The following is a 21868-nucleotide window of genomic DNA, read 5'->3' as shown; positions in this document are numbered from 1 at the left end:
GGACCTCAGCGGCGTTCGGATTCGCGGCTGCTCGAGCGGTGGCCGTTCTCGCCCTCGCGCGCACCTGGTCGGGCGTCCTCGGCGGCGTCCAGCTCGGCCAGGATCGTCCGCAGCTCGGCGCGCAGCTCGGATCGGACGTAGTCGCGGGTGGCCAGCTCTCCGACGGAGTTGCGCAGGCTGGCGATCTCTCGGGCCAGGAAGTCCATGTCGGCCCGGTTCTGCGCGTTCTGGGCGCGGTCGGCGTCCAGCCCGACCCGGTCACGCGCCTCCTGCCGGTTCTGCGCCAGCAGGATCAGGGGCGCGGCGTAGGAGGCCTGCAGCGACAGCACCAGGGTCAAGAAGATGAACGGGTAGTCGTCGAAGCGGGGCCGCGCCGGCCCGGCCGGCACGTTCCACAGCACCCAGACGACGACGATGACCGTCATCCAGGCCAGGAACCGGGCTGTCCCCATGAAGCGGGCGAACCCCTCGGCGAACTGGCCGAAGGCGTCCCGGTCGAACTCGAACCGCGGCATCTCGAAGCGTCGACGGCGGCCGCCCGGGGTGTTCAGCCGCGCCGAGGCCCGCTCGGCCCTAGCCACGGCTCACCGGCGAGGCAGCCGCCAGCCCGTCCAGCTGCGTGCCGCGCCAGTCCTGCGGCAGCACGTGGTCGAGCACGTCGTCGACGGTGACGGCACCGATCAGCCGGTGCTCGCCGTCCACGACGGGGGCGTTGACGAGGTTGTAGGTGGCGAAGTAGCGGCTGACGGCGTGCAGGTTGCCACCGGCGGACAGCGGCTCGAGGTCGCTGTCGATCAGGGCCGAGACGAGGGTCGACGGCGGTTCGCGCAGCAGCCGCTGGAAGTGCACGGCCCCGATGAACCGGCCGGTCGGGGTCTCCAGCGGCGCCCGGCAGACGTAGACCATGCAGGCCAGGGCCGGGGTGAGCTCGACGTCGCGGACCCGGGCCAGCGCCTCGGCGACGGTGGCGTCGGGCGGCAGTATCACCGGCTCCGGCGTCATCATGCCGCCGGCGGTGAACTCGGCGTAGTTGAGCAGCCGTCGGACGTCCTTGGCGTCCTCAGGCTCCATCCGGGCCAGCAGCACCTCGGCCAACTCGGGGGCGAGCTCGGCGATCAGGTCGGCGGCGTCGTCGCGGTCCATCTCCTCCAGCACGTCGGCCGCCCGGTCGGGGTCGAGCGCGGTGATAAGCAGCACCTGCTCGTCCTCGGGCAGCTCCTCGAGCGCATCGGCGAGCTTGCCGTCGTCCAGCGCCGACGCGATCTCGGCGCGCCGTTCGGGGGACATCTCGTGCAGCTCGCGGGCGACGTCGGCGGCCTTCATCTCGTCCAGCTGGGCGAGCGTCTGCTCCGTCCCCTGGCTGTGGTCGACGCTGAGCATGGTGATGGTCGACCAGTCGACGATGGTCGTGTGGTTGCTGCGCCGGCTGAAGCGGCCGGGCTTGGCCCCCAGCCGCAGGGCCACCTCCGAGAGCTCCCACTCCAGCGTCCGCGCCGGTCGCATGGCCACGTCGAAGATCGTCGCGCTCTCAGGGTGGTCGAGCCGGTCGACGGTGAGGTCGAAGAGGTCGTCGATCACCAGCGTCTCGGACTCGCGTCGCTCGAAGCGCTTGGTGTTCACCGGTCCGCTGACCGTCGCCTGGACGGCGTCGAGCCGCTGCACCGAGCCCATCGGGACGAAGATCCGCTGTCGGGCGAACTGCTCGACGACCAGTCCCTTCACCCGGGGCGGCCGTCCGGCGGCCCGGCGCTGGATGACGACGTCGCGCACCTTGCCGACCTGGTCCCCGCCGGCGTCCAGCACCGGCAGCCCCCGGATCCGGGAGATGAAGACCGACGTCGCGTTGGAGGCTGCCACGGGTCGAGTATCCCGCAGCAGGACGCCCGCAGTGACGGCTGCCCGGCGAAGCTAGCCGTGCCGTGTGGGCTGGACGTGGATCTTCGGGCCGGGCCCGGCCCCGGCCGGTCGGACCCCGCGGAGCACGTCGGGGATCTCGGCCAGCCCCACCACGGCGGCCACCAGGTCATCAGGCACCACCTCGCCGGCGGCGTACCAGACGATCGCCCCCTCCAGACCGGCGGAGGCGCCGAGCAGGCCGGACACCGTCAGGTCGCCGAAGACCAGCTCCCGACTGTCGATCATGGCGGGCTGACCGGGCAGCCCGACCAGCACCAGGCGCCCACCCGGTTCGGTCAGCTGGACGCCGCGCGCCGGGCTCTCGGCGGCGCCGCTGGCGTCCACCACCACCTCGAAGGCCGGCTCGTCGGGCAGGTCGTCGACCGCGACGGCTGCGGCGCCGTAGCGACCGGCCAGCGCGAGCCCCTCCGGACGCGGGTCGGCCACGGTGACCCGGGCGCCGCTCACGGCGGCGAACGCGGCGCAGAGCAGGCCGATCGTCCCGCCTCCGAGCACGAGGACCTCCTCACCGCCGGTCAGCCCGGCCGCGCGGACGGCGCGCAGAGCCGTCCCCCCGGGCTCGACCAGCGCACCGGCCGCCGGGCTCAGCACCTCGGGGATGGGGTGCAACGCCCAGGCCGGGACGACGAGCCGCTCGGCCAGCGCCCCGGGCTGGTCTCCCCGGATACCGATCTCGGTGCGGATCGCGCACAGGTGGTGCCGGCCGGCCCGGCAACGGGCGCAGCGGCGGCAGCCGAGCATGGTGTCGGCGATCACCCGCTGCCCGACGAGCGCGTGGTTGACCCCGGCGCCGACCGACCGGACGCGGCCGCACCACTCGTGCCCGGGTCGGATGGGGAAGGTCGTGAAGCCGTCGCGGATGTAGGACAGCGTGCCGTGGAACAGCTCCATGTCGGTGCCGCAGACCCCGGCCTGCTCGACCTCGACGACCACCTCGCCACCGTGCGCCCGCGGCGCCGGCACCTCACGGACCTCCGCCTCGCCCGGGGCGGTGATCAACAGCGCGCGCATGGCCGGTCAGCATAGGGCCTCCCAGCCGCCGGGCCCCGCGCGGGCGCGCGCTACGGTGACGACGTGCGGCCGGCGGGTCCCCCGAGGATCCTGGGGACCGTGGAGGGGAGGCCCGTGAGTCCCGTCGAGGGTGTGGCTGGTCGGCTGCGCTACCAGGACCTGTGCCTGGACGCCGTGGACGCCGCCCTGGCCGCCCGGTTCTGGAGCGCGGCGCTGGGCCTCACCGCGGAGCGGCGCGGGGACCTCTACCGGCTGCACGACGACGACCCTGCCCACACGCTCTGGGTCAACGCGGTGCCCGAGCCGCAGACCGTGAAGCAGCGCGTGCACCTGGACCTCCTCGTCGGCTCGGTCGGGGACCTGGTCGGGCTGGGAGCCGAGGTCACCCGGGAGCTGCCGCACTGGACGCTGATGCGCGACCCGGAGGGCGGCGAGCTCTGTGCCTTCGTCCGGCCGGCCGACCAGCTGCCGCGCTACCGCCTGTACGAGCTGGTCGTCGACGCAGCCGACCCCGAGCGGATCGCCGCCTGGTGGGCCGACCGCTTCGGCGTTCCCGTCCAGCGAGACACCGAGCAGGGCTTCTGCTGGCTCGAAGGTGTCCCGGGAATGCCCTGGGAGCTGGTCTTCCAGGCCGTTCCCGAGGCCAAGCAGGTCAAGAACCGGGTGCACTGGGACGTATGCGGCGACCCGGCCGACGCGGTCGCCGCCGGGGCGCGGCTGCTCCGGACCCGCGACGACGAGATCGCCTGGGACGTGCTGGCCGACCCCGACGGCAACGAGTTCTGCGTCTTCGCCCCACCGGGGTAGTTCGCCGGCTCGCTCACAGGCAACGGTCAGCATCAGCCGCTAGATTTGACTCCTCGCCTCCAGGAGGACAGATGAGCATGTCGCAGCAACGGCCGCTGGGTTCGATCTTCGAGCTTCAGTTCCCCCAGTCGGTGGGCATCTACTCCAGCTACGCCGACGCGCAGAAGGCGGTGGACTTCCTCTCCGACGAGAAGTTCGAGGTGCAGAACCTCGCCATCGTGGGGACCGAGCTCAAGTCGGTCGAGCGGGTGCTCGGTCGCCGCAGCTGGAGCACGGTGATCCTGGCCGGGGTGCAGTCGGGGCTCACGACCGGCGTCCTCGTGTCGTTGTTGATCTTCGTTTTTCTACGTCCACAGGGATTCCTGGCGTTGTTCGTGCTGGCCCTGGTGACTGCGGTGATCTTCGCCGTGGGCATCGGCGCCCTGGGCTACGCGGCGACCCGGGGCAAGCGTGACTTCACCTCGGTCACCCAGACCGTCGCCACCAAGTACGAGGTGCTCTGCGAGCACAAGGTCGCCGCTCAGGCCCGCGAGATGTTGCTCCGGCTGCCCGGCGCCCGCGCCGCCGCCTTCGAGTAGACCCGGCTTCGAGTAGGCCCCCCTCGAGCAGCCCCGGCCGCGTGTCGAGATGACGTCTGCGGCTCCGACGTCTCGGCGGAGGGTCAACCGGGCCCCCGTGACCGCCGAGGAGCGCCACCGTGAAGTACGTCATCCTGATCCACTCCAACCCCCAGCCCTGGGGACACCCGACCAGCGACTTCGTGGCCGAGCACCAGGCGCTGCCTGCCGAGGAGCGGGCCCGGCTGGGAGCCGACTTCGACCGGGTCCTCGAGGAGATGTCGGAGCGCGGCGAGCTGCTCGGCGGCCAGGCCCTGGGCGACCCGTCCACCGCGACGCTCTACCGCTGGCGGACCGGTGAGCCGCTGGCCACCGACGGGCCGTACTCGGAGACGAAGGAGCACCTGGCCGGCTTCTTCCTCATCGACGTCGAGACCCGCGAACGCGCCGAGGCGGTCGCGGCCCTGTTCTCGGGGCCCGGCGAGACGGTCGAGCTGCGTCCGGTGATGGGAGGCGGTGGCGAGGACCAGTGACCCTCGCTCCGCGGGACGGGCTGGAGGACGTGTGGCGGCGGGAGTCGCCGCACGTCCTGGGTGCCCTGCTGCGTCGCCACCGCGACCTCGAGGACTGCGAGGACGCGGCTCAGGAGGCGCTGGCCGCCGCGTCCGTCCAGTGGCCGAGGGACGGGACGCCGGACAACCCGCGGGGCTGGCTGATCCGCGTCGCGTCGCGGCGTCTGGTCGACCACATCCGGGCCGAACGTGCCCGCGCCGGACGCGAGAAGGCTGACGCCGGCGCTCGGCCGCCCGCTCTCGCCGCCCCCGCCGCCGACGCGGACCAGCCCCCGACCGACGACAGCCTGCAGCTCGTCCTGCTCTGCTGCCACCCGTCGCTGACCCGCCCGTCCCAGGTGGCGCTGACGCTGCGGGCGGTGTCGGGCCTGACCACCGCGCAGGTCGCGGCGGCCTTCCTGGTGCCCGAGTCGACGATGGCCCAGCGGCTGAGCCGGGCCCGGGCCAGCTTGCGTGCAGCGGGCGCCACGTTCGCGCGGCCGTCGGCGAGTGAACTGCCCGAGCGTGTCGCCGCGGTGCTGGACGTGCTGCACCTGGTGTTCAACGAGGGGTACACGGCCAGCTCGGGCAGCGCGCTCGTCGACGACGAGCTGACCGGCGAGGCGATCCGGCTCACCCGTCAGCTGCGCCAGGCCCTGCCCGACCACGACGAGGTCGCCGGCGCGCTGGCGCTGATGCTGCTCACCCAGGCGCGTCAGGCGACGCGGACCGACGGCTCCGGCGACCTCGTCCCGCTGGCCGAGCAGGACCGGACCCGCTGGGACGCCGACCTGGTGGCCGAAGGGGTGGCCCTGCTGGAGCTGGTGCTGCCGCGGGGCCACGTCGGCCGCTTCCAGCTGCAGGCGGCGATCACCGCGGTGCACGCGGAGGCCCTGACCTGGGCGGCGACCGACTGGCCCCAGATCAGCCGGCTCTACGCGATGCTCGAGCGGGTGGCCCCCGGTCCTGCCGTCACGCTCAACCGCGCCGTGGCGGTGGCCATGGCCGAAGGTCCCGGCGCGGGCCTGGCGATGGTGGAGGCGTTGCTGGCGGACCCGGCGATGCAGCGGTACCACCGCAGCTTCGCGGCGCGGGCGCACCTGCTCGAGCTGGTCGGCGACGCGGAAGGTGCGGCCCGCGACTACGCCCGTGCGGCCTCGCTGACGGCCAGCCTGCCCGAGCAGCGCTACCTGAGTCGGCGCGCGGCCGCACTGACGCGATAGCCTCCCCGCGTGAGCGCCCGGGTGGTCCGCGACGCGACGCCGGCGGACGCGGCCGCCTGTGCGGGGATCTATGCCCCTTATGTGCGCCAGACGGCGGTCTCGTTCGAGACGGAGCCGCCGACCGTGACCGAGATGGCGAGCCGGATCGCCGTCGCCCAGGCCGGGCACGCGTGGCTGGTGCTGGAGGAGGACGACCAGCTGCTGGGCTACGCCTACGGAGGGCTGTACAAGAGCCGGGAGGCCTACCGCTGGGCCTGCGAGGTGAGCGTCTACCTGGGGTTGGGTCGGCAGGGCACGGGTGGCGGCCGGCAGCTCTACGAGGCGCTGCTGACCCGGCTGCGTGAGCGCGGCTACCAGACCGCGACCGCGGCCATGACCCTGCCCAACGACGCCAGTGCCGGGCTGCACCGCGCGTTCGGCTTCGAGTCGGTGGGGGTCCTGCGGCAGGTCGGCTGGAAGTTCGACACCTGGCACGACGTCGCCCTGCTGCAGCTCGATCTCGACCCGGGCCAGGGCCCGCCCGCCGAGTTGCGCTGACCTCAGCTGAGCCGGGGCTCGGACGGGCGCCGGCCCTGCTCAGGCAGCCAGCCGGAGCTTCTCGTGGTAGAGCTCCGCGGCGTCGCGGAAGGCGGCCAGCGCGTACGCCGGCACCGCGAGCCCCTCGTGGCGGGCGTCCAGCAGGGACGTCTCCACGCGGACGATGTCGCGGAGGTGGTGCTCGATGTTCTCCTCGAGACCCAGCTCGACCAGGACGCTGCCGAACTGGGTGCGCTGTTCGCGGGTCTTGGCCCCGACGAGGCCGAAGGTCTTGGAGCGCAGGATGCGGGCCAGGTGCAGCTGCCACGGCGCGAGGACGCCGCGCTGCACCATCTCGGTGGCGCTCAGCCGGTAGAACGCGAAGTGACCCGGCTCCTGGACCTTGATGGGGTCGACCACGGTGTTCTTGATCGCGGTCTCGCCCATCTCGCCCAGGCCGGTGCTCATCGCCTGGTAGGCGAGCATCGCGGACTTCTCGGTGGCGGCACCGGTGAGGTAGTAGAGCAGCCGGATCACCTCGTGCACCACCGGGAGGTGGGAGAGCGCGCCGAGCACCCGGATCCGTGGCGCGACGGTGAGGTCGGGCGTGGCCGGCGCCATGCCGAGCTGCTGGCCGAGGGTGTCGAGCAGGATGCCGTGGTGCTCCTCCTGGGGCCCCCAGACGTCGGCGTAGAAGAGCCGGTCGGTCTCGCTCACCCCGGGCAGCATCATCGCCAGCTCGAGCACGTTCCGCTCGACCTCCATCTCTACCCGGGCCATGTACTGCAGCGGCCCGGCGAAGCGCCGTCGGAGAGCGTCCGCGTCGCGCGCGCTGTAGTCGGCCGTGGCCAGGTCGACGGGTGGGTGGCGTTCGCCGAGCCGCTCCACGTGGGCGAGGATTCGGGCGGCGTCCGCGCGAGGCTGGGTCATGGGTTGCTCCTTCGGCAAAGCGTCACCCGTCCTTCGTCGCGCCGCGGGCCCGGGATTGTCCGGCGACGCTGTGAAGTGCCGGTTCGGCTCTCAGCCAGGTCACGGATCGGTCGTGCGCGGTGCGGTCGCGCACGAACGGGTCGCGAGGTGTGCATACTGGGGTTCTCGGGTTCGTGTGGTCGACCAAACGAACACCGAGGAGAGCCGGTATGTCGGGTCCGATCGATCCGGTCCTGCTGATGGAACCGGGATGCCCGCTCGAGCAGCTGCTGCGCGAGGCGCGGCACGGGGTCGAGGGGTCTTTCGAGGAGCTGCACCTGCGGACCCGTGGTCGGGTGCGCGCCGTGGTGCTGCGGGTGGTCCGCTGTCCCGAGCTGGCCTCCGAGGTCACCCAGGAGACCTACCTCGAGGTGTGGCAGCAGGCCGAGCGTTACTGCCCCGAGCGGGCGTCCGTGCTGGGCTGGATCACGATGATCGCCCGCCGCCGCGCCATCGACCGGGTCCGGTCCATCACCCGCACCATCGGCCAGGAGCGGCGCTACACCTCGGGGGCGCCGGACTTCCTGGAGGACGACCACGCCGACCAGGTGGTGGCGCGCCTCGACGCCGAGCAGGTGGGGCCGATGCTGGCCCTGATCAGCCCGCGGCAACGGGAAGCGCTCAGCCTGGTGTACCTGCAGCGACGCTCCCCCCAGGAGGCGGCCGCGCTGGCCGGCATCCCCCTCAGCACGCTCAAGACACGGATGCGGGACGGGCTTCAGCAGCTCCGGCTGCAGCTGCCGGCGGCCGGCGGTTCCGCGTGAAGGCGGGCGGCGACGAGCTCAGAGCCAGCGGTTCCGCTTGAAGCCGAGGTAGAGGCCGATCATGATCGCCGCGATCAGGCCGAGGGTGAAGAAGTAGCCGTCGTGCCACTCCAGCTCGGGCATGTACTTGAAGTTCATGCCGTAGATCCCGGCCACCATGGTCGGGACGGCGACGATGGCCACCCAGGCGGAGATCTTGCGCATGTCCTCGTTGTCGGCGACCGAGGCCCGGGCCAGTCCGGCCTGCAGGATCGAGCTCAGCACCTCGTCGAACGAGGCGACGGCCTCCTTCGCCTCGGTGTGGTGGTCGGCCAGCTCGCGGAAGTAGGCGCGGCTGTCCTCGGGCACGCCGGGGAGCTCCCGGGTGGCCAGCCGCAGCAGCGGTCCGCCGAGCGGGAAGACGGAGCGCTTGAACTCGATCAGCTCCCGCTTGAGCTGGTAGACCCGGTCCACCTCGTGCTGGCCGCCGCGGGAGAAGACGCGGGTCTCGACCTCGTCCACGTCGGTCTCGAACTCGTGCACCACGCCGAGGTAGTCGTCGATGATCTTGTCGGCCACCGCGTACAGCACCTCCGACGGCCCCCGCGACAGCCGGGCGGGGTCGGCCTCCAACGAGCGCCGCAGCGCGCTCAGCTGCGCGTGCTCACCGCGCCGGACGGTGATCACGAACCCCTCGCCGAGGAAGACCATCACCTGCCCGGTGGCGACGACCTCCGAGCTCTCGGTCAGCTCCTCGTGGTCGACGTAGGCCACGGTGGACACGACCATGAACAAGGTGTCGCCGAAGACCTCGAGCTTAGACCGGGTGTGGCCGTACGCGGCGTCCTCGACGGCCAGCGGGTGCAGGTCGAACTGCTTGGCCAGGGCCGCCAGGTCCGCGTCCAACGGGTCCTTCAGCCCGAGCCAGACGAACCCCTCGCCGGCCTGGGCCTGCCGGGCGGCGAGGGAGAGGCTGCCCACGGGGCGGCGGACCCCGTTGACGTACCAGGCCCACGCCACCACCGAGTCCGCGCTCCTCGTCGACGCGCCCGTCGGCTCCAGCCGCCGGTTCAGCGCCGGGAGGTGCGGCAGGTGGCGGCGCTGGGGCGTGGTGGTCATCGGCGTCAGTCTCGGGTGGGCGCGGCCGTGGCCGGGCCCCAGATCGAGGCCATCCAGGCTTCGACCTCGGTGCTGCTGCGGGGCAGCTGGGCGGAGAGGTTCTCGTTGCCGTCCTCGGTGATCACGATGTCGTCCTCGATCCGGACGCCGATGCCGCGCAGGTCCTCGGGAACCAGCAGGTCGTCGGACTTGAAGTAGAGCCCGGGCTCGACCGTCAGCACCATCCCGGGGGTCAGCGTGCCCTCCCGGTAGTTCTCGCGGCGCGCCTGCGCGCAGTCGTGCACGTCGATGCCCAGGTGGTGCGACGTCCCGTGCACCATCCAGCGGCGGTGCTGGCCGCCCTCCTCGGTCAGCGACTCCTCGGCGCTGACCGGTAGCAGGCCCCAGTCGGCCAGGTGCCGGGCGATGACCGCGACCGCCGCCCGGTGGACGTCGGAGAAGGTCGCGCCCGGCTGGGCGGCGGCGATGCCGGCGTCCTGAGCCTCCAGGACCGCCTCGTAGACCCGGCGCTGGGCGTCGCTGAACTCACCCGAGATGGGCAGCGTGCGGGTGACGTCGGCGGTGTACAGGCTGTCCAGCTCAACTCCGGCGTCCAGCAGCAGCAGGTCCCCCGGCCGCACGTCGCCGTCGTTGCGGATCCAGTGCAGGGTGCAGGCGTGGTCGCCGGCGGCGGCGATCGTGTCGTAGCCGACCGCGTTGCCGACGTGTCGGGCGTGCAGGCCGAAGACCCCCTCGACCCAGCGCTCGCCTCGGCCCCGCTCGACGGCCGCCGGCAGGTCGGCCACGACGGCGGCAAAGCCCTCGGCCGTCTGGCGACACGCCTCCCGCAGCTGCTCGATCTCGAAGGCGTCCTTGACCAGGCGCAGCTCGCTCAGCGCGACCCGGAGCTCCTCGTCCGCCTCGGCGACCGCCGCCTCGTCGCCGCGGACCTCGGCGAGCCGTTCGGCCACGGGACCGTCGAGGGTCTCGGTCAGCGTCCGGATCCCGACGGTGTCGGCGTCCTTGGCCAGCCGGTCGGGCAGCTCGTCCACCGGCGCGCAGGCGATGCCGCAGAGAGCGGCGAGCTCGTCCAGCGAGGGCCGCCGGCCCACCCACATCTCGCCGTACCGGCTGCTGGCGTAGAACTCCGTAGAGTCCCGGGGCGCGCGCGGGCGGAAGTACAGCGTCGACTCGTGGCCACCGTCGACCGGCTCCAGCACCAGGACGGCGTCGGGTTCGCGGTCGGTGCCCAGCCCGGTGAGGTGTGCGAACGCCGAGTGCGGCCGGAAGCGGTGGTCGGTGTCGTTGGAGCGGACGGTGAGCCCGCCGGCCCCGACCACGACCCGGTCACCGGGGAAGAGGGCGCTGACGGCGTCCCGGCGCGCGCCCGCCACGTCCGAGGCCGGCAGCGGCGCGGGTGGCTCGGCCGGGTAGGGGGCCCAGCCCTCCCCGATGAACTGCTTGAACGCGTCAGAGAACGGGGTCTGGCGGTTCGGCAGGGCAGGCTGACGATCGCTCATGTCTGCATTCTTGCACCCGCTCCCACGCCTCTAGGGTGTGCAGATGCCCGCCACCGACGACTTGCTGCTGGGCCTCGAGCTCCCCGGCTGGCTGGACCGGCTGGGCCTGCGCCCCGACGACCGGTCCGATCTCGAGGCGGTGCTGGTGCAGGTGCGGGACGCGCCGGACCAGCTGGCCGTGGTGGACCGGCTGGCGACCGCGTTGCGTGGGGTGGTGGGCCGTTTTCCCGGGGAACCCGACCGCGACCTCTGGCCCGACTTTGACGTCTCGGCCGACCCGTACGGCGTGGGCGTGCTGCCGCTGCTGGCCCTGGTGGCCACCGCGCCGGACCTGGTGGCGTTCCACCGCTCTCGCGGGGTGCCCGAGGAGGTCAGCGCCCAGACCCTGACCGAGCTCGGCCAGCAGGTCTGGGTGCACCGGCAGACCTACGGAAGTTTCGGGCTGCACACGTACTGGTGGGTCCCGGTGGCCTGGTCGGGCTCGCTGTACTGGCTCGGCCGGCTCCAGTTCAACCTCGAGCTGCTGCCGACCGGCTGGGTCGTCTCCACCCACATCCCGCAGTCCGGACGGCTCGACGCGGCGGCCGTGGACGACTCGTTCGCGCGGGCGGCCACCTTCTTCCCGCGGCATTTCCCGGAACGTCCCGCGACCGACTTCTGGTGCCACAGCTGGCTGCTCGACCCGGCGCTGGCCCAGGCCCTGGACCCGGCGTCCAACATGGCCCGTTTCCAGCGTCGGTGGCACCTGTACGGTGACCCCATGCCCGGGGACGAGGACGCGCTGTTCTTCACCTTCGCGCGCCGGGGCGAGGTCGATCTCGACACCCTGCCGCAGCGGACGAGCCTCCAACGGGTGATCGTGCAGCGGCTTCAGGCGGGTGAGCACTGGTCGGTGTGGGCCGGGCTGATCCCGATGAGCGAAGCCGGCCCGGAGAGACTCCGCGCGTGACCGATCTCTGGGTGGTCCGGCACGGCCAGACCGAATGGAGTGCCAACGGCCGGCACACCTCCGTGACCGACCTGCCGCTGACCGGGCACGGCGAGGAGCAGGCTCTGGCCCTGTGCGGGCACCTGAGGCCGGACGACTTCGGGCTGGTGCTGAGCAGCCCGCGACGCCGGGCCCGGCACACCGCCGAGCTGGCGGGCTTCACCGGGGCACACGAACCGGTCCTGGACGACGACCTGGCCGAGTGGGCCTACGGCGACTACGAGGGCCGCACCAGCGACGACATCCAGCAGGACGTCCCCGGCTGGACGATCTGGACCCACCCCGTCCCGAACGGCGAGTCCGCCGACCAGGTCACCGAACGGCTGGACCGGGTGGTCGCCCGGGTCCGCGACTCCGGCGTCGAGCGGGCCATCTGCTTCGGCCACGGGCACGCCCTGCGGGCCCTGGCGATGCGCTGGCTCGGCTTCGACCTCCGCCTCGGCCTGCACTTTCCCCTGGACACCAGCACCATCTCGGTCCTGGGCCAGGAGAAGGGCGAGCCGGCCCTCGAGCGCTGGAACGCCCGGGTCTAGGAGTCACCCCAGCCCGCGCCGGCAGGCGCTACTCGTAGGAGACGCTGGTCAGGCTCCGGCGGGAGGTGAGCAGCAGCGCCAGACCGACGGCGCTGGTCCCCAGCAGCACGGCGGCCATCGGGACGGCGGTGCCGTCGGCGAGGGCGCCGACCAGGGGCGCGATCATCCCGCCCAGGACGAACTGGGCCGAGCCGAGCAGGGCGGCGGCGCTGCCGGCGGACTCGCCGTGCCGGTTGAGGGCGATCGCCGGGGCGTTCGGGAACGAGAGGCCGGCGGACGCCACCACGAACCACAGCGGCACCAGGAAGCCGAGCAGGCCGCCGAAGCCGGTGAGGGCGGTGGCGACCAGGGCGGCCGAGGCGACCGTGGACACGGCCACGGCGACCATCAGCACCCTGACCGGGCTCACCCGGCGGATCAGGACCGGGTTCAGCTGGGTCATCAGGATGAGGCCGAACGCGTTGACGCTGAACGCGAGCCCGAACTGCTGCGGCGTGAGCCCGTACAGCTCCTGCAGCAGGAACGGCGCGCCGGAGATGTAGGCGAACAGGGTGGCGAAGCTGAAGCCGGAGACCAGCACCATCACGACGAACAGCCGGTCACCGAACAGCCCGCGGTAGGCCCGCAGCGAGCCGCCCAGGCTGGCGCGGGAGCGCCGAACGGTCGGCAGCGTCTCGGGCAGGGCCACCAGCGCGAGGACGAGGAGGGCCACCGCGGCGACCGCGAGGACCACGAAGATGCCGCGCCAGGAGGTGAGGGTCAGCAGTGCGCTGCCCAGCGAGGGAGCCAGCACCGGCGCTACGCCGACGACGAGCATCAGCCGGGAGAGCAGCTGGGCCGCCTTGACGCCGCTGAACAGGTCGCGGACGATCGCCATCGACACCACGGCCACGGCCGCGCCGCCGACGCCCTGCAGGGTCCGGGTGAGGGCGAGCAGGGTGATCGAAGGGGCCAGTGCGCAGAGCACCGACATCGCGCCGTGCAGCGCGAGCCCGACCAGCAGCGGCTTCCGCCGACCGAGAGCGTCGGAGAGCGGACCGATCACCAGCTGGCCGAGACCCATCCCGACGATCAGGCCGGTGATGGTGAGCTGGGCCTGGGAGTCGCTGGCGCCCAGGTCGGCGCTCAGCCGCGGCAGGGCCGGCAGGTAGGTGTCGATGGTCAGCGGACCGATGGCGCTGAGCGCGCCCAGCACCAGGACCAGCTGGAGGTAGCGGCGGCCGACGAAGTGGGTGGCGGAGGCTGTGGTCCCCGCAGCGGCCTGCGACAGGGCAGCGGACGTGGTGGGTTCGGCGATGGTGGTCATGCGTCGTCCTCGGAGGGTCGAAATCGGCTCCGGCGAACGGAGCGGCAGGCACGACGGTGTGTGCTGGCGGCAACCAGACATGGGACAGATTCATTCCCGGCCCACGGGAGGCGATCGCGAGCGTGAGAGACGTAGGGTTAGCGCATCCGGGGGCCTGCGGCGGCGCCCGTCGTGGAGGGAGCTCGCGATCAAAGCCGACCCAGCCGACCAACGGCGTCTGCTCGACCTGCAGGCGGTGGACACGGCGCTGGCCCAGCTGGCACACCGCCGCCGGACGCTCCCCGAGCTCCTCGAGATCCAGCGGCTGCACTCCAGCCTCACCTCCCTGGCGTCGGACCTGGTCGGGGCGGACACCGTCGTCTCGGACCTGGAGCGTGAGCAGCGGCGGGCGGAGAACGACCTCGAGCCGGTACGCGAGCGCCTCAGCCGCAACCAGCACCGGGTGGCCGACGGCACGATCGCCGACCCCCGCGCGCTGAACTCGATGATCGAGGAGATCGACCACCTCAAACGCCGGATCGACAACCTCGAGGACGCCGAGCTGGAGGTGATGGAGCAGCTGGAGACGGCCACCGAGGGTCGCGACAGGCTGCGGATGGAGGCCGCCGAGATCGACAGCCAGCTGGGCGTCCTCTCGGCCAAGCGCGACCGGCAGCTGCGCGAGCTCGAGCTCGAGATGGCGGACCGGCAGACCGTGCGGGAAGGGATCGTGCCGCTGCTGCCCGGCCCGCTGGTCACGCTCTACGACAAGATCGGCGGCACCCACGCCGGCATCGGGGCCGCCGAGCTGCGGGCCCGGCGTTGCACCGGCTGCCGGCTCGAGCTCAACTCCGCCGACCTGCGGGCCTTCGCCGCCGCCCCGCCGGATGAGGTGCTGCGCTGCGAGGAGTGCGGCCGGATCCTGGTCCGGACGCCCGAGTCGGGTCTGTGACGGCGCGGGCTCGGGACGTCAGGGCCCCCGACGAGGCACGGAGCCACGTCAGGTTCGTGCTCGAGCAGCTGGTCGGCCGGTAGGGGCCTTGTAGTCTGCGGCCATGCCTGCGCGCAAGGTCGAGCTGCCCGTCGTCGTGCCGCCGGAGCTGGCGGCAGGGCTGGCCCGGATCCGCTCCGAGCAGCAGGTGCCGGACGGCTTCCCGGCCGACGTCACCGCCGCGGCCGAGCGGGCTGCTGCGGCCCCGCGGTTGCCGACGCTGGACCGGACCGACCTCGAGCTGGTCACGATCGACCCGGCCGGGTCGCGCGACCTCGACCAGGCGCTGCACATCGCCCGAGCCGAAGATGGCTTCGTCGTCTCCTACGCCATCGCCGACGTCGCCGCCTTCGTCACCGCCGGCGACCCGGTCGACCAGGAGGCGCACCGCCGGGGGATGACCCTCTACGCGCCGGACCACCGCACCCCGCTGCACCCGCCGGCGCTGAGCGAGGGAGCCGCCAGCCTGCTGCCGGACCAGGTCCGGCCGGCCCTGCTGTGGACGCTGCGGCTGGACGCGGGCGGGCAGATGACCGACGCCGAGGTCGTCCGGGCGCTCGTGCGCAGCCGCGAACAGCTCGACTATCCCGGCGTCCAGGCCGAGATCGACTCAGGCTCGGCGCGGGAGTCGCTGGCCCTGCTCCGGGTGGTCGGGAGGTGGCGCGAGCAGCGTGAGCGCGAGCGCGGCGGCGTCAGCCTGCAGATCCCCGAGCAGGAGGTGGTCCCGGCTGAGGACGGCTGGCGGCTGGAGTTCCGGGCGCCACTGCCGGTTGAGGGCTGGAACGCGCAGATCTCGCTGCTCACCGGGATGGCCGCCGCACACCTGATGCTCTACGGCCAGATCGGCATCCTGCGCACCATGCCACCCGCGGACGCCGGCTCGCTCCGCCGGCTGCGCCAGACCGCGAAGGCGCTGCACATCGCCTGGCCGGCCGAGCTGGACTACCCGGAGTTCGTCCGTCGGCTCGATCCGCACGTCGCCGCCGAGGCGGCGATGCTGAACGCGTGCACCACACTGTTCCGCGGCGCGGGCTACCAGGCGTTCTCCGGCAGCGTGCCCGAGGACGCGGAGCACTCGGCGTTGGCCATCGACTACGCCCACTGCACCGCTCCGCTGCGCCGGCTGGTCGACCGCTACGCCGGGGAGGTCTGCCTCGCGCTCTGCTCCGGCACCCCGGTACCGGAGTGGGTCACCCGCGCGCTCGACGCCCTGCCGGCCGAGATGGCGGCCGCCGGCCACCGCGCGAGCGCGTACGAGCGGGCGGTGATCGACCTGGTGGAGGTCGGGCTGCTCGCCGGCCGGATCGGTGAGGTGTTCCCCGCGACGGTGATCGAGGTCGACAGGTCGCGGCAGCGCGGCGTCGTCATGCTCGCCGCGCCGGCCGTCGAGGCGAAGGTGGTCGGGCCGGACCTGCCGCTGGGGCATGAGGTCTCCGTCCGCCTCGCCACCGCCTCCTTCGAGGCCGGCGCGGTCACCTTCGAGCTGGCCACGGCGAAGCCGTGAACGGTCCGGTGACGTCGTCGTCACCGCCTCGCCCCCAGGTGGAGGAGCTCAGCCCAGCTGCTCGATCAACCGGCGGGCCTCGGTCGTCGTGAGCCGGGGGCCGGCGTCGGTCAGGATCACGAGGGTGACCCGGGCGCCGGAGCGTCGGGCGACCTCGGTCCACCTGCTGTCGGGGTAGGTCCGGCGGTCGATCAGCCCGTCGGGCCCGGTCGACGAGGCGGCGACCAGCTCGGTGTGCACCGGGTCGTCCAGGGTGGTGCAGGCGCGGACCTGGTCGACGTACCGCGTCCAGTAGCGGCCGGCGGCGTCGGCGTCGGCGAACTGCAGCGCCAGCCCGACGCCGGGATGGTCCGCCGCGTCGACATAGTCCCCGGCGAGCGCCGCCACCGGGTCGGGGTAGTCGTCGCGGGTGACGTCGGCACAGCCGATGGTGATGACGTCCTGGGCTGCGTAGCGCGGGTCGCGGGCGTGCACCCAGGTGCCGTTACCGCGGTAGCCCTCCTCCTCGCTGCCCGTGCGGGCGACCGTCCGCCAGCCGGCCGGGACGGGCAGGGCGGACGCCTCGAGGTCACCGGCGCTCGAGGGCGCTGGGGCGGTGGGCTCCGGTGGTGGGGGCAGGGTGTTGGTCGTGGTCGGTTCGTCCGGCACGAGGGCCGGGTCGGGGCTCGAGCTCGACGCTGTGGGGGACGGCGCGGTCGACGTGGCGGCCGGGCTGGGCTGCGGCGCCGCGGGTGCCGGGGCCGAGCAGCCGCCGACCAGGGCGAGCGCCAGCGCCGCCAGCAGGGTCGGCGCGACAGCCGGCCCGCGCGTCAGGCGCTCCGGCACGCGCTCACGGCCGGTACTCGAAGTGCTGGTAGTCCCGGCCCGGGTTCCAGCGGCCGCCCCAGAAGAAGTCCTCGCTGGTGAGCTTCTTGGTCAGGGTCGAGAACTTGCCCAGCATCCCCTTCTTCAGCGGGCTGCGGTCGCGGTACTTCTTGCCGTTCGAGGGCCACCACTTCCCGTGACCGTCGCGGTAGGGGTTCTGCACGGTGTTGACGTCGATGGCGATGCCGTAGGAGTGCGGCGACTGCGCGTACGGGTTGCCGACGACCTTGCGGCAGTTGAAGCCACTGGTGTTGTTGGCCTTCATCTGCTTGGGGTCGTTGCCGCCGTACGCGTTCGGGTTCTTCATCTTGGCGATCGGGTACCGCGCCGCCAGTCCGGCGCGGAACGAGCGGGTGATCTCCGGCACCAGGTCGGTGCGGATGATGAGCACACCCCGGTGCATCCGGTGGTCGAAGCCGTAGTAGTTCATCCGGACGGTCTGGAGCTTCGACCGTCCCACCGGGCAGCCCCGGCGGTAGGTGTCGGCCACGTCGGCCTTGGTGGTGTCGGTGGCCACCGCGTCCAGGACGGCGACGCGGCGGAGGACATGGCTGGCGCTGGTCTCCCAGCGGTCCCGGTTGGCCGCGTGGAACGCGGTCCGGACGCGGTAACGGGCCAGGTGGGTGCGGCCGTGCGCGAAGGTCGCGCTGAACTGCCCTCGGGCGTTGGTGACGGGCGAGGCCACGACCTTGTAGGTGCTGCCGATGCGGACCGCGAGGTGGAGGTGGACGCCGGCCCGGGCCGGACTGACCGAGCCCTTGAGCGTCGGGTTCTTGAGGCTGTTGACTCCTGCGGGCACGGTCAGGTGCACGGTGGAGTCAGCGACGGTCACCCGGGCCGCCGCGCTGGACACCTCGTCCCCGCTGCCCGGGGCGCCGCCCGTCGTGGCCTGGAAGCTCGTCACGCCCTTGGCCGTCACCGGGAGGCTGGTGGCGTAGACGCCCGATGCGACCGTGGCGGTCGCCACCTTCGCCCAGGTGCCGCTGGCGGACCGGCGGTAGACCTCGATCGCGCTGCCGTCGGCGATGCCGCTCACCTGGCCCGAGAAGCCGTAGCGCCCGAGGTCCTCATAGAACCGGCCGGCCACCGGGCTACCGAGCGCGGCGACCCGCAGCGTGAGGCTGCCCGGGTCGGACTCCGTCTGGGGCACCACTCGACCGCTCGGGGTGGGCGCCGGAGTCGGGCTGGTCGTGGTGTCGACCCCGGTCGACGCCGTGGGGGTGGGGGTCGGCGCCGTCGGTGGTCCCGGGTCCGCGGAGGGCGCAGGGGAAGGTGACGCGGACGGCGGTGTGGGGGAGGGGGCTGGGGACGGCGTCTCCGCTCCGGCCGGCGCGGCGGCCAGGGTCAGCAGCGCACAGAGGGCGCCCGCCAGGACGGTGCCGTGGGCGGTGCGCGAGGGGGGAGTTCGCACGGTCGACGCCTTCGTTCGGTGAGCGGGGTTCGAGGTCCGGCGATCGTACCCCGCAGTTCTCACCGGCGCTGCTCGTCGTCCCGGCTAGCGCTGCTCCTGCGGGCACCACCAGGTGGTCCGGCCGCCGACCGTCGCGACCTGCATCTCGGCCCCGCACCGCGGGCAGTGCCGGCCCTGGCCCCGGAAGTCGATCACCTCGCCGGTGTGCACGCCGCCGTGCTCGATGGCGGCCAGCGTTGCCGCGTGCAGGGCGTCGTGCAGGGTCCGCAGCTCGGCGGGGCTGAGCTCGTCGGCCGGCCGCCGGGGCGAGAGCCGCGCCTGCCACAGGGTCTCATCAGCCAGCAGGTTGCCGACCCCGGCCACCACGGTCTGGTCCAGCAGCCGCGCCTTGAGGGGAGCGCGGCCGCGACCCACGCGCTCGGCGAGCTCGTCCGCGCCGACCGTTTGAGCGTCCGGTCCCAGGGCGCTGAGGTCGGGATCCAGCCGGACCCGGCCGAGCCGCCGCTTGTCGAAGAGCCGCAGCGTCCCACCGTCGGTGAAGGTCAGGGTGAAGCGGTCCCATACCGGCTTGCGCTCGGGCCGCTCGCCACCTTGGCCGTAGCGCCCACCCTCCCAGTCCCCGCCCTCGGTCAGCTCTCCGCGAGAAGAGGTGATCAGGATCCGACCGCTCATCCCGAGGTGCACGCCGAGCACCGGACCGGGCCGGCGGGACCGGCCGACGCCGGAGGTCTCGCACCACATCGACTTGCCTCGACGGAAGGCGCCGGTGAGCGTACGGCCGACGAGCGCGTCGCGGATCTCGCCGGGCGGGTGCGGCCGGCACTCCCAGGTGTCCGCGTCGTCGACCTCGGCGATCCTGCGGCGCAGCCCCGCGCGTTCGATGGCTGCGCGGGCGCTCTCGACCTCGGGCAGCTCCGGCACGCGCTCAGTCTGCCCGGCCGGCCAAGCAGGGACACCAGCGGTCGTGCCTAGGCTTCCGAGCATGAGGGTGGACGGTCCGCTGCCGGTGACGGAGGGTTTCGTGCTCGAGCCCGACGAGCTGCGGTGGCGTTTCTCCCGCTCGCCCGGACCCGGTGGTCAGGGCGTCAACACCACCGACAGCCGGGCCGAGCTGATCTGGCGACCGGACGCCTCGCCCGCGGTGGCCCGGCTCAGCCCGGCCCTCCAGGAGCGGTTGCACGCTCGGCTGGCCGGCGCGCTCGTCGACGGCGCCCTGGTGGTGGCCGCCTCGGAGTACCGGGCGCAGCTACGCAACCGGCAGGCCGCGCGGGAACGGCTGGTCCGCCAGCTCCGGCAGGCCCTGGCCGCGCCAGCCCCTCGCCGACGGCGGACCGCGACCACCCGGGGCTCGGTCGAACGGCGGCTGAAGGCTAAGCAGCTCCGCTCGCAGGTCAAGGCCCGGCGCGGGGGTCGGGGCGCCGACTGGTCGTAGCGTCCTCGTCGGGCTTGGTGCCTTCCACGCAGAGCTGGGTGGCGACCTCGGCCGGGTGCATCCGGTACTCCAGCCCCTGCAGCTCGGGATGGCTGCTCTCCCCGGCCCGACACCGGTGGACCTCGAAGCCGACGGCACCGAGCTCGGCGGCGAGCGCCGCGTAGTCGTAGCAGAAGCCGAGGTAGTGCTCCGCACCCACGTAGACCTCGGCCAGCAGCTGGACGGGGTGCTCGAGCACGTGGCCGAGCTCGGCGTTGCGGGCCATGCCCAGCCGGGCCAGGTCCCCGTTCTCGAGGTAGCTCCGGGCGCTGGCCTCGACGTCCGGCGTGGACAGCCGGATCACCCCTCCCGGCGCCAGCGCGACGTAGGCCTGTCTGAGCAGGTCGCGGCTCTGGGGCAGCGTCAAGTGCTCGATCATGTTGTCGCCGTAGACGAAGCGCAGGCTGCTGGTGGGCACCGGCCACGGCGCGGTCGCGTCCAGGTACGCCGGGCAGGGCCAGGAGATGTCGGTGTTCACCCAGCCGGGCAGCCCGCGTCGGCCGGCACCGAGGTTGACCTTCACGGGCAGCCCCGTCCTACGGGCCTGGGCGATCTCGTCGAGGAACCGGTGTCGTCGGCGGCGTGAGGACGCCACGTCGTAGACGCGTCGTCGCCAGCTCCCGAGGACACGGCGCAGTGCGCTGCGTGTCATGACGGAACCGTACGCAGCCAACCGGCCGTCGTCGACCGGCCGCGCGGAAGCTGTGGACAACTGCGACGTGCTCGCAGGCTGTGCACGAGCCGCGTCGCTGCCCCATGCTGTGGATCACCATCGTTCCTGTCCTGGAGGTACCCGTGCGCCGACTGCTCGCTGTCACCGTGGCCGTTGGCCTCACCGCGCTGGCGGCGTGCACCTCGGCCGCTCCCGCCGGTCCGGTCACCTCCGGTACCGCCCTGTCCAGTCCCCTGCCCTCGAGCCCCCTGCCTTCGAGCCCCCTGCCTTCGAGCCCCCTGCCTTCGAGCACTGCAACTCCGAGGAAGAGCCCGTCGGCCACCTCCAAGCCGTCCGACGACGGCAGTGTGGAGGAGCAGGGCGACGACACCTCCGACAGCAAGAACACCTCCTTCGACGACGCGTACACCTACAAGGACGGCGTCCGGATCGAGATCACGAAGGTCAGGCACGGCACGGTCACGGCCAAGGACGTCACCGCCGGAGCCCGGCTGAAGAAGGGCACCCCCTGGGTCCAGCTGACCGTGCGCGTCGAGAACGGGTCGAAGCACCGGATGTCGGAGCTCGTGGGCGACTACGAGCTCTCCTACGGTCCGGACAAGGAGCCCGCCGACCCGATCGGTCTGCCCGGGCAGCACGACAGGGGCCTGTCCGGCAGCATCGCGTCGGGGAAGGACGAGGTCATCTCGAGCACCTTCAGCATCCCGGTGAAGGACCAGGACGACGTCGTGCTGGGGTTCACCCCCGACATCGACCACCACACCGCGTACTTCTCGGGCTCGATCGCCTGACTCCCGTCCTCGTGGTCCGACCGGCTGAGCGGGCGGCCCCTGGCGGGAGGCTGTGGGGACGAGTCGGTCGATAAGCCGGATTCTGTCTCCGGCCCGAGGGCCGGGGGCGATCATCCATCTGCGACCGCTGTTGCCAGCGGCCTGGTGCGACCTACCCGGAGACTCGGGCGAGCAGCCCTCGGACGCCTCCGCAGACACGCACGCGTGTCCTCTTGGTCTTGCTCCCGGTGGGGTTTACCGAGCCACCCCAGTCACCTGGGGTGCTGGTGGTCTCTTACACCACCGTTTCACCCTTACCCCCGCGTTGCCGCGAGGGCGGTCTGTTCTCTGTGGCACTGTCCCGCGGGTCACCCCGGGTGGGCGTTACCCACCACCGTGCTCTGTGGAGTCCGGACTTTCCTCGACCACCCCGGAAGGTGACCGCGACCGCCTGACCGACTCGTCC

At 72.8% G+C, this 21868-nt stretch carries 23 protein-coding genes and 1 other RNA gene; 12 read left to right on the top strand and 12 right to left on the bottom strand.

From position 1 onward, the window contains the following. Positions 1-5 precede the first annotated feature (5 nt). The 3 genes from ACFE7W_RS02910 to ACFE7W_RS02900 are packed head-to-tail and all read right to left on the bottom strand — an operon-like array spanning position 6 to position 2928. Complete coding sequence (locus ACFE7W_RS02910) at positions 6-515, bottom strand: DUF1003 domain-containing protein (RefSeq protein WP_375423533.1); 510 nt, start codon at positions 513-515, stop codon at positions 6-8. Between the two features lie 58 nt (positions 516-573). Then, the gene (locus ACFE7W_RS02905; protein ID WP_375423261.1) at positions 574-1857 is read right to left on the bottom strand and encodes a magnesium transporter MgtE N-terminal domain-containing protein; all 1284 of its coding nucleotides are present in this window, start codon (positions 1855-1857) and stop codon (positions 574-576) included. Between the two features lie 51 nt (positions 1858-1908). Beyond that, positions 1909-2928, bottom strand: a complete 1020-nt coding sequence (locus ACFE7W_RS02900) for a zinc-binding dehydrogenase (protein ID WP_375423260.1) — start codon at positions 2926-2928, stop codon at positions 1909-1911. Positions 2929-3042: 114 nt separating this feature from the next. Between ACFE7W_RS02900 and ACFE7W_RS02895 the strand changes: the two genes are divergently transcribed. The 5 genes from ACFE7W_RS02895 (at position 3043) to ACFE7W_RS02875 (ending at position 6603) form a co-directional block, all read left to right on the top strand. Continuing rightward, the gene (locus ACFE7W_RS02895; RefSeq protein ID WP_375423259.1) at positions 3043-3735 is read left to right on the top strand and encodes a VOC family protein; all 693 of its coding nucleotides are present in this window, start codon (positions 3043-3045) and stop codon (positions 3733-3735) included. 71 nt (positions 3736-3806) lie between these two features. Next, positions 3807-4313 carry a general stress protein gene (locus ACFE7W_RS02890; RefSeq protein ID WP_375423258.1) on the top strand — a complete coding sequence of 169 codons (507 nt, stop codon included), beginning with the start codon at positions 3807-3809 and terminating at the stop codon, positions 4311-4313. A 119-nt stretch (positions 4314-4432) separates the two neighbouring features. Continuing rightward, a complete protein-coding gene (locus ACFE7W_RS02885; protein ID WP_375423257.1) occupies positions 4433-4825 on the top strand; it encodes a YciI family protein in 393 nt (130 codons plus the stop codon). Continuing rightward, the gene (locus ACFE7W_RS02880) at positions 4822-6066 is read left to right on the top strand and encodes an RNA polymerase sigma factor (protein ID WP_375423256.1); all 1245 of its coding nucleotides are present in this window, start codon (positions 4822-4824) and stop codon (positions 6064-6066) included. The genes ACFE7W_RS02885 and ACFE7W_RS02880 overlap by 4 nt, the downstream gene beginning before the upstream one ends. Positions 6067-6075: 9 nt before the next feature. Continuing rightward, positions 6076-6603 (top strand): GNAT family N-acetyltransferase, encoded by a 528-nt coding sequence (locus ACFE7W_RS02875; protein ID WP_375423255.1) that lies wholly within the window; start codon positions 6076-6078, stop codon positions 6601-6603. Positions 6604-6642: 39 nt separating this feature from the next. Here the strand turns inward: ACFE7W_RS02875 and ACFE7W_RS02870 are convergent, their stop codons facing one another. Further along, positions 6643-7512, bottom strand: coding sequence for a GTP-binding protein LepA (locus ACFE7W_RS02870; protein WP_375423254.1), 870 nt, complete (start codon positions 7510-7512; stop codon positions 6643-6645). Between the two features lie 209 nt (positions 7513-7721). Here ACFE7W_RS02870 and ACFE7W_RS02865 point away from each other — a divergent pair, with 209 nt between their 5' ends. Next, entirely contained in the window at positions 7722-8315 is a 594-nt protein-coding gene (locus ACFE7W_RS02865; protein WP_375423253.1) for a sigma-70 family RNA polymerase sigma factor, read from the top strand. Positions 8316-8333: 18 nt separating this feature from the next. Here ACFE7W_RS02865 and ACFE7W_RS02860 read toward each other — a convergent pair whose 3' ends face one another. Both ACFE7W_RS02860 and ACFE7W_RS02855 read right to left on the bottom strand, forming a co-directional pair. Beyond that, positions 8334-9413 (bottom strand): magnesium and cobalt transport protein CorA, encoded by a 1080-nt coding sequence (locus ACFE7W_RS02860; RefSeq protein ID WP_375423252.1) that lies wholly within the window; start codon positions 9411-9413, stop codon positions 8334-8336. A 5-nt stretch (positions 9414-9418) separates the two neighbouring features. Further along, on the bottom strand, positions 9419-10912 hold the full coding sequence (locus ACFE7W_RS02855; RefSeq protein WP_375423251.1) for an aminopeptidase P family protein: 1494 nt from the start codon (positions 10910-10912) through the stop codon (positions 9419-9421). Between the two features lie 43 nt (positions 10913-10955). Here ACFE7W_RS02855 and ACFE7W_RS02850 point away from each other — a divergent pair, with 43 nt between their 5' ends. Beyond that, a complete protein-coding gene (locus ACFE7W_RS02850) occupies positions 10956-11861 on the top strand; it encodes an acyltransferase domain-containing protein (RefSeq protein ID WP_375423250.1) in 906 nt (301 codons plus the stop codon). Continuing rightward, positions 11858-12433, top strand: a complete 576-nt coding sequence (locus ACFE7W_RS02845; protein WP_375423249.1) for a histidine phosphatase family protein — start codon at positions 11858-11860, stop codon at positions 12431-12433. The genes ACFE7W_RS02850 and ACFE7W_RS02845 overlap by 4 nt, the downstream gene beginning before the upstream one ends. Before the next feature lie 28 nt (positions 12434-12461). Here ACFE7W_RS02845 and ACFE7W_RS02840 read toward each other — a convergent pair whose 3' ends face one another. Next, on the bottom strand, positions 12462-13739 hold the full coding sequence (locus tag ACFE7W_RS02840; RefSeq protein ID WP_375423248.1) for a multidrug effflux MFS transporter: 1278 nt from the start codon (positions 13737-13739) through the stop codon (positions 12462-12464). A gap of 235 nt (positions 13740-13974) precedes the next feature. On the opposite strand from ACFE7W_RS02840, the gene ACFE7W_RS02835 reads away from it, so the two are divergent. Together ACFE7W_RS02835 and ACFE7W_RS02830 are read left to right on the top strand one after the other, a co-directional pair. Next, positions 13975-14670, top strand: a complete 696-nt coding sequence (locus ACFE7W_RS02835) for a zinc ribbon domain-containing protein (protein ID WP_375423247.1) — start codon at positions 13975-13977, stop codon at positions 14668-14670. A gap of 103 nt (positions 14671-14773) precedes the next feature. Then, positions 14774-16213: an RNB domain-containing ribonuclease gene (locus tag ACFE7W_RS02830; RefSeq protein WP_375423246.1), complete on the top strand. Its 1440-nt coding sequence runs from the start codon at positions 14774-14776 to the stop codon at positions 16211-16213. A gap of 48 nt (positions 16214-16261) precedes the next feature. On the opposite strand, the gene ACFE7W_RS02825 is transcribed toward ACFE7W_RS02830, so the two are convergent. The 3 genes from ACFE7W_RS02825 to ACFE7W_RS02815 form a co-directional block, all read right to left on the bottom strand. Then, on the bottom strand, positions 16262-17038 hold the full coding sequence (locus ACFE7W_RS02825; protein ID WP_375423245.1) for a hypothetical protein: 777 nt from the start codon (positions 17036-17038) through the stop codon (positions 16262-16264). Positions 17039-17042: 4 nt separating this feature from the next. Beyond that, positions 17043-18488: a M15 family metallopeptidase gene (locus ACFE7W_RS02820; protein WP_375423244.1), complete on the bottom strand. Its 1446-nt coding sequence runs from the start codon at positions 18486-18488 to the stop codon at positions 17043-17045. A gap of 84 nt (positions 18489-18572) precedes the next feature. Then, positions 18573-19409, bottom strand: a complete 837-nt coding sequence (locus ACFE7W_RS02815) for an Fpg/Nei family DNA glycosylase (RefSeq protein WP_375423243.1) — start codon at positions 19407-19409, stop codon at positions 18573-18575. A gap of 61 nt (positions 19410-19470) precedes the next feature. On the opposite strand from ACFE7W_RS02815, the gene arfB reads away from it, so the two are divergent. Beyond that, positions 19471-19920, top strand: a complete 450-nt coding sequence (gene arfB / locus ACFE7W_RS02810) for an alternative ribosome rescue aminoacyl-tRNA hydrolase ArfB (protein WP_375423242.1) — start codon at positions 19471-19473, stop codon at positions 19918-19920. On the opposite strand, the gene ACFE7W_RS02805 is transcribed toward arfB, so the two are convergent. Continuing rightward, on the bottom strand, positions 19880-20611 hold the full coding sequence (locus ACFE7W_RS02805; RefSeq protein ID WP_375423241.1) for a hypothetical protein: 732 nt from the start codon (positions 20609-20611) through the stop codon (positions 19880-19882). The genes arfB and ACFE7W_RS02805 overlap by 41 nt on opposite strands. A gap of 143 nt (positions 20612-20754) precedes the next feature. Here ACFE7W_RS02805 and ACFE7W_RS02800 point away from each other — a divergent pair, with 143 nt between their 5' ends. After that, a complete protein-coding gene (locus tag ACFE7W_RS02800) occupies positions 20755-21423 on the top strand; it encodes a hypothetical protein (protein WP_375423240.1) in 669 nt (222 codons plus the stop codon). Between the two features lie 55 nt (positions 21424-21478). Here the strand turns inward: ACFE7W_RS02800 and rnpB are convergent. Beyond that, an RNA gene (gene rnpB, locus ACFE7W_RS02795) (RNase P RNA component class A) lies at positions 21479-21865 on the bottom strand. Positions 21866-21868: the final 3 nt, after the last annotated feature.

Origin of the sequence: uncultured Friedmanniella sp. (genome assembly GCF_964244285.1) — a bacterium.
Classification (GTDB): Bacteria; Actinomycetota; Actinomycetes; order Propionibacteriales; family Propionibacteriaceae; genus Microlunatus.
Note: the sequence above shows the minus strand (reverse complement) of the source record. Positions and strands in the feature narration are given on the sequence as shown.